15 protein-coding genes are annotated in these 11,681 nt (G+C 36.4%); all 15 read right to left on the reverse strand.

All coding sequences use genetic code 11. The features are described 5' to 3' along the window. Window position 1: 1 nt before the first annotated feature. Window positions 2-901, reverse strand: coding sequence for a 5'-3' exonuclease H3TH domain-containing protein (locus HYD3684_RS00205; protein ID WP_015418690.1), 900 nt, complete (start codon window positions 899-901; stop codon window positions 2-4). Then, window positions 902-1,396, reverse strand: a complete 495-nt coding sequence (locus tag HYD3684_RS00210; RefSeq protein WP_015418691.1) for a bifunctional nuclease family protein — start codon at window positions 1,394-1,396, stop codon at window positions 902-904. A 117-nt stretch (window positions 1,397-1,513) separates the two neighbouring features. Then, window positions 1,514-1,783: a hypothetical protein gene (locus tag HYD3684_RS00215; protein ID WP_015418692.1), complete on the reverse strand. Its 270-nt coding sequence runs from the start codon at window positions 1,781-1,783 to the stop codon at window positions 1,514-1,516. 3 nt (window positions 1,784-1,786) lie between these two features. Beyond that, window positions 1,787-2,011 carry a hypothetical protein gene (locus HYD3684_RS08420; protein WP_015418693.1) on the reverse strand — a complete coding sequence of 75 codons (225 nt, stop codon included), beginning with the start codon at window positions 2,009-2,011 and terminating at the stop codon, window positions 1,787-1,789. A 10-nt stretch (window positions 2,012-2,021) separates the two neighbouring features. Beyond that, window positions 2,022-2,702, reverse strand: coding sequence for a 2-oxoacid:acceptor oxidoreductase family protein (locus HYD3684_RS00225; RefSeq protein WP_015418694.1), 681 nt, complete (start codon window positions 2,700-2,702; stop codon window positions 2,022-2,024). Window positions 2,703-2,713: 11 nt separating this feature from the next. Then, complete coding sequence (locus tag HYD3684_RS00230; RefSeq protein WP_015418695.1) at window positions 2,714-3,580, reverse strand: thiamine pyrophosphate-dependent enzyme; 867 nt, start codon at window positions 3,578-3,580, stop codon at window positions 2,714-2,716. A gap of 31 nt (window positions 3,581-3,611) precedes the next feature. Beyond that, window positions 3,612-4,781: a pyruvate flavodoxin/ferredoxin oxidoreductase gene (locus HYD3684_RS00235; RefSeq protein ID WP_015418696.1), complete on the reverse strand. Its 1,170-nt coding sequence runs from the start codon at window positions 4,779-4,781 to the stop codon at window positions 3,612-3,614. A gap of 15 nt (window positions 4,782-4,796) precedes the next feature. Next, on the reverse strand, window positions 4,797-5,510 hold the full coding sequence (locus tag HYD3684_RS00240) for a carbon monoxide dehydrogenase beta subunit family protein (protein ID WP_015418697.1): 714 nt from the start codon (window positions 5,508-5,510) through the stop codon (window positions 4,797-4,799). 199 nt (window positions 5,511-5,709) lie between these two features. Beyond that, window positions 5,710-6,462: a hydrogenase nickel incorporation protein HypB gene (gene hypB / locus HYD3684_RS00245; RefSeq protein ID WP_015418698.1), complete on the reverse strand. Its 753-nt coding sequence runs from the start codon at window positions 6,460-6,462 to the stop codon at window positions 5,710-5,712. After that, window positions 6,455-6,838 (reverse strand): hydrogenase expression/formation protein, encoded by a 384-nt coding sequence (locus tag HYD3684_RS00250; RefSeq protein ID WP_237698607.1) that lies wholly within the window; start codon window positions 6,836-6,838, stop codon window positions 6,455-6,457. The genes hypB and HYD3684_RS00250 overlap by 8 nt, the downstream gene beginning before the upstream one ends. After that, entirely contained in the window at window positions 6,838-9,048 is a 2,211-nt protein-coding gene (gene hypF / locus HYD3684_RS00255) for a carbamoyltransferase HypF (protein WP_015418700.1), read from the reverse strand. Before hypF ends, HYD3684_RS00250 begins: the two co-directional genes overlap by 1 nt. After that, on the reverse strand, window positions 9,045-9,389 hold the full coding sequence (gene hypA / locus HYD3684_RS00260) for a hydrogenase maturation nickel metallochaperone HypA (RefSeq protein ID WP_015418701.1): 345 nt from the start codon (window positions 9,387-9,389) through the stop codon (window positions 9,045-9,047). Before hypA ends, hypF begins: the two co-directional genes overlap by 4 nt. Before the next feature lies 1 nt (window position 9,390). Continuing rightward, complete coding sequence (gene hypE / locus HYD3684_RS00265) at window positions 9,391-10,377, reverse strand: hydrogenase expression/formation protein HypE (protein ID WP_015418702.1); 987 nt, start codon at window positions 10,375-10,377, stop codon at window positions 9,391-9,393. Next, window positions 10,368-11,462 (reverse strand): hydrogenase formation protein HypD, encoded by a 1,095-nt coding sequence (gene hypD / locus HYD3684_RS00270; protein ID WP_015418703.1) that lies wholly within the window; start codon window positions 11,460-11,462, stop codon window positions 10,368-10,370. The genes hypE and hypD overlap by 10 nt, the downstream gene beginning before the upstream one ends. Next, on the reverse strand, window positions 11,440-11,679 hold the full coding sequence (locus HYD3684_RS00275) for a HypC/HybG/HupF family hydrogenase formation chaperone (RefSeq protein ID WP_015418704.1): 240 nt from the start codon (window positions 11,677-11,679) through the stop codon (window positions 11,440-11,442). The genes hypD and HYD3684_RS00275 overlap by 23 nt, the downstream gene beginning before the upstream one ends. Between the last annotated feature and the right edge of the window lie 2 nt (window positions 11,680-11,681).

An 11,681-nucleotide genomic window follows, 5' to 3' on the forward strand; every position in this document is an offset into this window, starting at 1 on the left:
TTTAGAAAAGCGTTTTTTGAGTTCTCTTCCCTGAAGATTTTTCTTTAAATATTGTATTTAAATCCTTTATTAAGCTTTTCATATTAAAAGCCAGAAAAAACTCTTCTACTTTTTTTAGGTCTATATTGTAAGATATCTTTAAGTCTTCTAAATGTATATCTATCATATTTAATATCTCTTCTGTGTTTAGTTTAATAAGCTTGTAAGCTAACTCTAAATCCTCTTTTGAGGCTTCTTTAAAAGTTTTTTGTATTTCGTCCCAGTTATTTAATATGTTTTCTATAGAACCGTATTTTTCTAAAAGCTCAACAGCTTTTTTAGGACCAACACCTTTTATACCTTTTATATTGTCTACGCTATCTCCGATAAGAGCAAGATAATCTGCCAATCTTGAAGGTGGTACGCCAAATTTTTCTATTACCGCTTGTTCGTCAAACACCTTGTTGGTGATAGGGTTTATTACAATTATTTTTTTATCTTCTACAAGCTGCATTAAATCTTTATCTGGTGTGTAAATCGTAAGATTTTTATTCCATTCTTTTGATTTATGAGCAATGTAGGCTATTATATCGTCTGCTTCCAAACCTTCTTTTTCTAAAAGTCTTATACCAAGCAAATTTATCGCTCGTTTTATAAGGGGTATTTGCGAAACAAGCTCGTTTGGGGTTTCTTTTCTAGTGGCCTTATACTCTTTGTATATCTTATCTCTAACTGTCGGGGCAGGTAAATCAAAAGCTATGGCAAAATACTCTGGTTTCTTAGTTTTTAATATAGAAAATATGGCTCTTATAAATCCATAAAAAGCACCAGTTTCTACGCCGTCTTCTGTTTTCAAAGAAGGTAAAGCATAATAACTTCTATATAAAAATGCAGAACCATCTAGAACGTATATTGTATCCATTTATATATTTTTTTCAAAATCCTCTGGTTTTATATTTTCAATCCAGCTTCTTAAATCCTCCTCTGTTACGTTTAAGTCATCTTGAATTTCTATATCGGCACTGTTGCTAAACAGATCTCTATTCACATAGATTGGTGCATCAAATCTAAGAGCTATGTTTATAGCATCGCTTGGCCTTGAGTCTATGGCTAGTTCTTCCGTAGGAAGTTTTGAGTTTTGCAAGTGAATTGTGGCTATGTATGTGTTGTTTTCCACTGAATCTATTGTTACCATCTTTACCATATATCCTGTGCTTGTCAAGATATTTTTTATAAGATCGTAAGTCATAGGTCTTGGAGAATCCATACCTTGCATATTCATTACGATGTTGTTGGCTTCAAAAACTCCTATCCATATGGGTAAAGCTAGATTATCGTCCTCTTTAGATTTCAAAACCACTATAGGCATTTGAGATATAGGATCTATTCCCATACCGCTAACGTAAACCTCTACCATTTTAAAAACCTCCTTATTGAAAATAATAGTTATTTTTTGATAAAAATCAAGTGGTATAAAGATAAAAGATTTTGACATTGCGGCTGTCCTTGTTGGACAGCCTTTATATATATTATTTTATTCTCCGCTATACTCTACTGAATCGATTTCTTCCATGAACTGCTCTGTTTGAAAAACTATAAACTTTGCTATTTCATCGTCTGACTTATCTGAAAGCTCTTCCATTATGTCTATCGTTTTTTGGTGTTTTGATCCATTTTCGGTGGTATATGTTACTTTTACACAAGGGGGATTTGCTCCCTCCTCGCATACTTCCATATCAAGAGATGGATCAGAAAGCATCTCTGATACTTTAAATATTATGTTTTCTATCCTTTTTTTATCCATACATCAATCCCCCGTTGTCATCATTACCATTTCTATGCAATTTCTCTTGAGAAGGTCTGAGCACACATAAACACATATGGCGCATCCTTTACACCTGCTATAATTCACCCATGCTACGTGTTTTTCGGAGTTATACATAAGCGTATTTGGTTCTGGGCAAAATAGTACGCATTGTTTACAGTTGTATTTAGCGCACTCAGACTCTTTAACATCAGCTACGTAGTACATTTATGCCTCCTTAAACAGTGATTTCTTCCAATACCCATCCATTCTCTTCAGCCATTCTAAAAGCTTCTTTTATAACTTGCATGTTCTTTTCCAAGAGCTCTACCTTTTTCTTGAACTTCTTTTCTATGGCGCTGTCCAAAGAAGCTGTACCACCAGAAGCTACAAACGTATTACCCAAGAATCTTTCTTTTACAGCTTGTTCTATATATTCAAAGTCTACAAGTCTCGTTATTCCAAAGAATAAACCAATCATAGCCATATTTGTGGCAAGTTCTGTCCCTGCTATATCAAGGGCTATTTTTGTGGCTGGAAAGTTTATTACTTTTGTATTGAGCTTTTCCAATATGGCGCGGTCTTCTTCTGGTATTATATCTACATCTGTGTTTATAATAACAAGTCCATCTGGTTTTAGGCCAGAGTAAAAGGGCATCGTATAAGACTTACCGTGTGTTATAACTTGCGGATGGTAAATCATTATTACGTTTGGGTAAACCACTTCACCTACTTCGTATATGGGTTGATCGGAAGCTCTAACGTAAGCCTCCACCGGTGCCATACGTTTCTCAGAACCAAAAAACGGCACTAAAGAAGCATATTTGCCGGCAGCCGACATAGCGTTACCTAGAATGTGAGCAGAGGTCACAACCCCTTGACCACCAACACCAGCTATACGCATGTTGTACCTTTTCATATATATCCTCCTTAAGCTTTAACCTCTGCCATTTTCTTTTCTTGTTCTTCTATATACTCTTTGGCTTCATCTGTCATCCATTCGTAAAAGCCAAAATCCCTCTTTTCTCTTTCTTTTGCATCTGCTAGCACTCTTTCGGTGGGTATCGAGTATTCTATGTTGCATGAGGTATAAACGTGTATAAAAGTAGGCCCTATTTCCCTAGCTGCTAGTATTGCCCTTTTGATGGTTTTGGCTATTCTCTTAGGATTTGTAGGTGCTAGTTTTGCTACATAAACACAGCCTGCGGTTTTTGCTAATTCAACTGCGTTTATTTTATCAAATTTTTTACCTTTTGGAGCCATTTTGAGTTGTACTCCTTTAGGTGACATGCCGCTCTCTTGACCACCGGTGTTGCCGTAAACTTCGTTATCAACCATTATAGTGGTAAAGTTTTCTCTTCTAAACCAAGAGTGCATAGTCATGCCAAAACCTATATCCATTAGACCACCATCACCGGCTATAACCACAACGTCCTTTATCTTGTCCGGGAATCTTATTTTAAGAGCGCGTTTTAATCCGGATGCAACAGCATTTGTATCTCCGTAGTTTCCATAGATAAAGGGTACGGCCGCTTGTGAAAGCGCCAATCTAGCACACCCAGCAGTACCAAGCACTATAGTGTCTTCTGGTTTTGGTAAAGCTGCATAGAATATTCTCACAAAGTAGGCCATATAGCATCCTGCGCACATTGGATGCTCTTCCACCAACTCTTTTATTTGATCTATCTGTTGCACATCAATTTGTTTGCCAAACTGACCATATTTAACAAGGTCTACATAGTCCTTTGGCATATATCTTTCAAATCCAGGTGATATTTTAACGTATTCTAAACCCATAATTTACCTCCTTAGGTTTTTTAACATAATATTAAACAAGCACCGTCTTGTCCTTTTTGATGCCAAGAGCGGCATATATTTCATCCATTATAAGTTCTACTGGAAGCGTCATACCTCCATAAACTCTAGGTCTTCCTATGACTTTGTCGCTATCTTGGATATTTGCTTTTATCTCTTTAGATAACCATCCTACTATGTTGTGCTCTGGTACTATGACAGCTTTTGCATTTTTCAAAGTTTCCCTTACTTCTTTGGATGGGAATGGGACTATAGATTTTATTTTTAAAAGCCCAACGTTTAAGCCTTCCATTTGAGCGTATCTTACAGCCTCTCTAGCTTGAGCTGCTGCGCACCCTGAAGCTGCTACAAATACTTCAGCCTCTGGGTTTATAACTTCTATAGGACCGTTTAGATATTTGTATATGTATTTCATGGCTCTCATGTTGGAAGACCATACTTCTTGTTGCCATACTTGGTGTATTAGGTAGCTCATAAAGTTAGATTTTTGAACGGGAGCATCTCTTTGTATTCTTGCGGGTGGTATTTCACAATCTGTTGGAGGGACTGGGGCTTTGTATGGATCTCTTGGCGGAAGCTTCATATCTTCTGGTGTCATATTTACATAGCCTTTAGCATGGGTTACAAAGAAGCCTTCTGTACATACGGCTATTGGTAGATATACGTCTACCATCTCTGATATAACAAAAGATGCGAGCGTGAAGTCAAAAACATCTTGCTGGTTTTCAGCGTGTAATACCACCATTCCACAGTTCAGAAGATATGATATTTCTACATTGTCTGGTTGTATAGAAAGAGGAGCGTTTACAACCCTTGTGAGCACACCTAGGACCGCTGGTATTCTGTGTCCTGGCCATGAGGCTATCGCCTCTATACCCCTTAAAAGACCTGGTCCAGATGTTGCTGTGAAAGCTCTAGCTCCGCCCCTTACCGCACCTGCTATAGCTGACATGGCTCCGTATTCTTCCTCGGCTCTGTAGTAATCTTTTAGATAACCTTGAGCCCATAAATCACCCACCAAGTGCATGGTTTCTGATTGTGGGGTTATTGGATAAGCTATGGCTATATCTACGTTGGCTCTTTTGACAGCTTCAGCCATGGCTTGTGAGCCAGTTATAAATTTCTTCTCCCTTGGAGCTTCCAAGAGAAGATAATCTGCTTCGACAACTTTTTGTTCTGGCATAAAAACCTCCAAAAATTATTCAGTTTCTTCTACGGTTTCACCCTTCCTTGGGTGTAATAAGTAAGCATAATCTCCGTAATCTGCTATGCTTAATGTTTCAAAATTCTCTTTTGGTAAAGATGGATTTTCTGGTGGTAGCTTTGGCTCCCACTTTATACCAAGCTCCTCTCTTACTTTTATAACCATATCTCTAAATTCTAATATTTTTTCAGCATGTACATCTCTAATAGATACCATTGCATCTTCATGACCCATCTCTGCACAAAGGGCTATTGTAAAACAGTTTGTGCCAGCTCTTATCATTCTTAAGGATAGGTTGGCATAATGACAATGGACTCCTACAAAGATGCAAGCCTCTATTCTATTGTGAAGTATGGTAAGATTTGGGTGGTTTGGATTTATCTCGGCTTCTGGGTCTATCTTAGGGTATTTTGGTCTATAATCTGGCATTGGTATTATACGGCAATTTGGTATTTCTTTGGCAAGTTCTAATACTGCTTGAGCTTTTTCTATGGCAGAAGCGTTGTATCCCCATAATACCAATGGCCCAGGGAATATAGTGGGATTTTTTCTTGTGAGCATTGCCAAGGCTGCTTCTCTCATAGCCGTTTCTTCGTCTACCCATTCACCGTATAATAGAGCTTTACCTGGAGGAGTTATTTGAACACCTTCGAAAACTGCAGGTGTAGGTACGTAACCAGATGGACCTGGTGTGATAATTTTTGCCATAATATGGCTACCTCCTTGAGATGATGTTAAAAAGATATGCAAATAAATTCAATTGTCAAGATTATTACACATGATCAATAGCAATGATAAATTACACATTGGTATTATGAAATTGTATTTACTAACTTTAAAATATAAAAATCACATTATAAAAATCTTTATAAATAATAACTTACATAATGTATATTGGGTTATATTGTTAAGCAAGAGAGTTTCTAAATATCTCCAATTTAAACTCTAAGTATTTAAGCCACTTGTCTAGATTTTCTTTGGTCTTGCTTGAAAGGGTTATTATATCCGCTCTTGGGTTTACCTCTTTTACATAGTTTTTGGCTTTTTGTATATCAAAATCAAGATACTGAAGTAGGTCTGTTTTGGTGATAACAACTAGATCGGCACTTTTAAACATGACGGGGTATTTTACAGGCTTGTCTTCTCCTTCGGTGGTGGAAAAAAGCACAACGTTCATATGAGAGCCTACGTCGTAAGCGGCAGGGCATACCAAATTACCTACGTTTTCTATAAAAACAAGATCGAGATCTTCAATACCAAGGTTGTGAATACCCTCATGCACCATAAAAGCATCCAAATGGCAAGCCTGTCCTGTGGTGATCTGATAGCTTTTTGCCCCTTTTGCTTTTATCCTCATGGCATCGTTGTTGGTCTCCAAATCTCCTTCTATGACACCTATTTTTATCTTATCTTTTAAAGCCTCTATAGTAGATTCTAACAAAGATGTTTTACCAGAACCTGGTGAGCTCATCAGGTTTATGCAAAATACCCCATGCTCTTCAAAATGTTTTCTGTTTGAATGTGCTTGTTTATCGTTTTTATCAAGTATATTTTGGATTACCTCCACCACCTTTTTATCATTTTCATGCTCATGGTGATGATGGTGATGATGTTCTTCGTGATGGTGCTCTGTTATTGAACATCCGCAGTCTTTACACATAATCTTTGCCTCCTTTATTTTCAAAATCTTTTAAAATATCTTTTAACCTTTTGATGGAATCTTCCATATCTTCTTTTGGGGCTTGGAGCATGAAAGGGAATGAGTTTATCTCTAAAATCTCAAGGATTGGTTTTCTCTCAACATCGTGAACCACTCCAAGCCATACACCTATGAGCGATGTTTCTTTGAAAGTTATATACTCTCTTTTGCTTTTATACTCTATTTTTATACTGCCTTCTCCAAGAACATCCAATAAAAACTCTTTATCCTCTTCGGAAAGGGGTATTTTGTTTGTATAAATAATGTGGTTTTGTCCTGTTTTTATAAAATCCTCAAGGGCTTTTTGTATTTCATAAAGTATTGGTACAGCGTTCATCAGCATAGTATACCTCCATAAAATGCTTGTCCAACGGATATTCCACCATCACCGGTAGGGATTTTTTTGTTGTAAAACAAATTTATACCATCAATGGCTTTTAGCTTTCTCATCAAAGGCCTATTGTAAAACACACCTCCAGACACCACAACGTTTTTGGCTTTTAAAAGCTTGATAATAGATACAATTATTTCAAACAGCATGTTTATAAACTTAGAAGCCATTTTATCTATCTCTTTTTCGCCAAGTATATCCTCAAAAGATATGATTATTTCGTTGTTTGATATGTTAAAATCATAATACTCTTTTGAATCTATATATCTATCTTCTACCATCATAGCCCCTTTTGCTTCATAATCTATAACATCCGTTAGTCCCATAAGATATGCCACCATATCAAAAAGCCTTCCCATGGAAGATGTCTTTGTGGTATTTGTATCATTTTCCCACATTTTATAAAGGGTCTTTAATTCTTTTTCTTCAAAATGAAGTTTTTCTATCAAAGGATGCTTATATGCTTTTTCTTTTAAAAGCTCAAAAAGAAAACTTAGCACTATCCTTCTTGGGTCTTTTATGGCTTTTTCATTTCCAATGAGTTTGTAGGGTTTTATATAAAACGCTCTTTTAAGATTGTAAGCATCTCCTATAAAAAACTCACCTCCCCATATAGTCCCATCTTCTCCGTATCCTGTGCCGTCCCATGCTATACCAAGTATCTCTTGGTCTAGAGAAATATTGTTTTCTGCTATTACAGAAAGTATATGTGCTTTATGATGTTGAAGGCTTATAACGTTTGAAAATATGCTCTTAGCGTAAATACTACTAAAAAAGTTTGGATGCATATCACACACTACAATATCTGGTTTTACATCGTAAAATCTCAAAAAATCCTCTAACGTATTTTTATAATGCTCTATGGTATCTATACTTTCCAAATCTCCTATATGAGGGCTAAGGATGATGGTGTTGTTTTTGAATATACTTATTGTGCTTTTAAGAAAAGCCCCCATACCAAGAGATATAGCTTTTGCGTGGGTGTTTATATATATTGGTTTTGGAGCGTAAGATCTAGCAAGTCTTATGATGCTTACATCATCATCTATTAGCTTTATTACAGAATCATCTACTGGTCTTTTTATATCTCTGTTGTGCATAAAAAATCCGTCGGCTATATCTTTTAGTTTAGATTTTGCTTTGTCGTTGTCTTTGCAAATAGGGGTATCTGAGATGTTTCCAGAGGTGGCTATTATAGGAAAATCTATAAAATCAAAAAGTCTAAGATGAATACCTGTATATGCCAAAAATGCTCCTACGCTTGATAGCCCTTTGCAGGCTTCTTCAAAGTATGGGGATTTTCTTTTTATAAGGACTATGGGTTTTTGAATAGATGTTAGTGGTTTTATCTCATCTTCTGTGGGCTCTAAATATTTTAACGCTTCTTCTAAAGATTTAAACATAACTGCAAATGGTTTTGAAGATCTTTTTTTTCTTTCTCTTAGTGTTCTAACAGCCTTTTCATCGAGGGCATTGCATATAAGATGAAATCCACCAAGACCTTTTAATGCAATTATTTTTGAATCTTTTAAATCTTTTGCCATTAGCTCAAATATATTTTCTTTGTAAATATTGCCATTTTTTTCATACCAATAGATGGGTCCGCAGTTAGGACAAGATATCGCCTCTGCATGAAACCTTCTATTGGTTTTATCTTCATATTCTTTTTTACAATCCTCACACATCTCAAACACGTTCATTGTGGTGTTTTTTCTGTCGTATGGTATGTCCAAAACGATGCTGTACCTTGGACCACAGTTTGTGCAGTTTATAAAAGGGTATTTGTATCTTCTATCGCTTGGGTTGTTAAACTCTTTTAAACAATCCTCGCAGATACCCATATCAGGTGGTACGCTTGGGGTTTTATCGCCAAAAATAGTTGACTCTTCTATTTTAAAATCCTCAAAACCAAACCAATCAAGGGTTTTTATCGTTATATCCTCAATTTCTGAAAGGGGTGGTTTTTTGGCTTTTAATAAATAAATAAATTTCTCTATATCTACGTTTTCTATTTCTATTGTTACACCATCGGCGTTGTTTAACACGAAACCTTTGGCGCCAAGAGATGTTGCTAAATTGTAAACAAAAGGTCTAAAACCTACTCCTTGGACTGTTCCTTTTATTAAAAGCCTAAAACGTTTTTTATCAACATTCATGTATCAAGCTCTAAGGTTTTTAAAATAAGCTCATCGCCTTTTGTAAGCTTCACTTTAAAAGATCCGCACGAAGGACAACGCATAGAGTATCTTTCTAAAGAAAATTCTTTTTGGCATTCCATACAGTATATATGGGGCTTTTGAAATTCTATGACAAGATCTGCCTTTGAAGCTATAGTGTTTTCTTTAAACGTATCAAAAGCCATTTTCAAAAGATGAGGCTCTACTCCAGATACTTCACCTATAACGACATATATTTTTTCTACAGAGTTTGCATTGTGTTCTTTTGCAATGTCTTCTACTTGCATCAAAAGCGCTTGGACCACTGAAAACTCGTGCATATTAGCATATCCGTGGCAAAAGCTCACCGGGAGCTTCTTCTAAATATCTAACGCTTCCATAAAGAGTTTGTATATATGCTCCTTGTTTGCCTTTTTTGATAACCTCTCCAATCACTTTTGCTTTTTGGGTTAGTTTTTGGCTTTTAAGAATATCAAGGGCTTTTTGGACATCTTTTTTGGGTATGCTCATCACAAAAGTACCTTCACAGGCCAAAGAAAAGGGTTCTATACCAAGGATTTCACAAAAACCTTTTACCGAATCCTCTATCGGTATATCTTCTTCTTTTATTAGTATTTCTACTTTTGAGCTTTGAGAAAGCTCATTTAAAGCGCTTGCAAGACCTCCCCTTGTTAGATCTCTCATAGCATGGATTTCTATATTCTCTTTTAAAAGAGGTTCTATAGCCTCCCATAAAGATGCACAATCTGAGGTTATGTCTATATCAAAGTCATTTCTATGAGCCATTATCACAGCCCCGTGGTTTCCTATAGGGCCAGACACTACGATGGCATCGCCTTCTTGTAAGTTAGAAGCAGATATACCTTCTTTTATGAGCTTTCCTATGCCAGTGGCGTTTATGTAGATCTTATCGCAAAGTCCTTTTGGAACCACTTTTGTATCTGCTGTTATTAGTTTTATACCTGTTTTTTGGGCCTCTTCTTTTATAGATATTACTATTTTTTCAAGCTCTTCAAAAGCTAAGCCCTCTTCTATTATAAAGCCCATACTCATGTAAAGGGGTTTTGCGCCCATTACGGACAGATCGTTTACTACACCAGCTACACTTAGTTTTCCAATATCACCACCTTTGAAAAATATAGGGTTTACCGTAAAACTATCGGTGCTTATGGCAAGCTTACCATCAAGATGCAATATTGTGGCATCTTCGTTTGATAAAAGATCATTTTTTAAATGTTTTAAAAATATTTTCTCTATTAGTTCTCTTGTTTCTTTGGCACCGCCCCCATGAGAGAGCTTTACATACATAGTTCTACCTCTTGGTATTTGTAATAAGCAGCACAAGCTCCTTCTGAGGATACCATGCAAGAGCCTATAGGGTTTTCTGGGGTGCAAAGATTGCCAAATAGCTTGCAATCTGTGGGCTTTGCTTTTCCTGTAATGACTTTTGGGCATATGCAAAGAGGATGCTCTTTTGAAGGTGGCAACTTTACATCAAAGGCTTTTTCTGCATCAAACATCTCGTAATCTTTGTTTATTTTTAAAGCGCTTTTTGGCAAAGGACCTATCCCTCGCCAGTTAAATGTATCTCTTATGTCAAGGGTTTGTTCTATAAGCTTCTGAGCTTCTTTGTTGCCTTCTTCTGTAACAGCTCTTGTGTAGGCGTTTTCAACTTTTCTTTCATGTTTTATGTGTTGATCCAATATCATGTTTACGGCTTTTAATATATCAAAAGCCTCAAAACCAGATATAACAATAGGTATATCAAGCTCTTTGTATATTTTCATACCGGTTATGACGCTAACATGCCCAGGTCCTATAATACCATCTATATGAGATATCCCGGCGTTTAGTATATACCCAATAGCAGGGGGAGTCATCACGTGATTTGATACTACAAAAAGATTTTTTAGCTTCATCTCTTTTGCTTTTTTAAGAAGCACTGCCGTTGGTGGTGTGGTGGTTTCAAAGCCTATGGCAAAAAATATTACATTCTTATCTTGGTTTTTTACAGCTATATCAATAGCATCAAGGCAAGAGTACAAACTTCTTACATCGTGCCCTTCTGATCTTATGTCTAAAAGCGATTTTCTGTAAGAGCCTGGCACTCTCAAAAGATCCCCGTAGGTGGTAAATATAACATTTGGCATCTTGGCAAGCTCTATAGCCAAATCTATCCTATCCATAGAAGCAACACATACAGGACAACCAGGTCCATGGATAAACTCCACATATCCATCAAGAAGCTTATCTATAGCGTATCTCATTATGGCATGGGTATGTCCACCGCAAAACTCCATTAGCTTGATAGGTTTTCCAAGTTTTTCTACTTTTTTTATAAGCTTGTCTTTGGCTTTTAAAACGATATCTTTATTGTTCAAGTTCATTTTCATATTGTAGTGCCTCTTCAAAAAGCTTTAGACTTTCTAAGGCGTCTTCTTCGGAAAGTATCTCTATGGCAAAACCAACGTGCAAAAGCACATAATCCCCAACCTTTGGTTTTGGATTTAAAAGCTCCAAAGAAGCTTTTCTTCTAACTCCCATTGTATCTACTATAGCTATGTTGTTGTCTAATATTTCTACAATCTTTGAAGGTATGGCAAGACACATAA

This window comes from Hydrogenobaculum sp. 3684 (genome assembly GCF_000213785.1).
Lineage (GTDB): Bacteria > Aquificota > Aquificia > Aquificales > Aquificaceae > Hydrogenobaculum.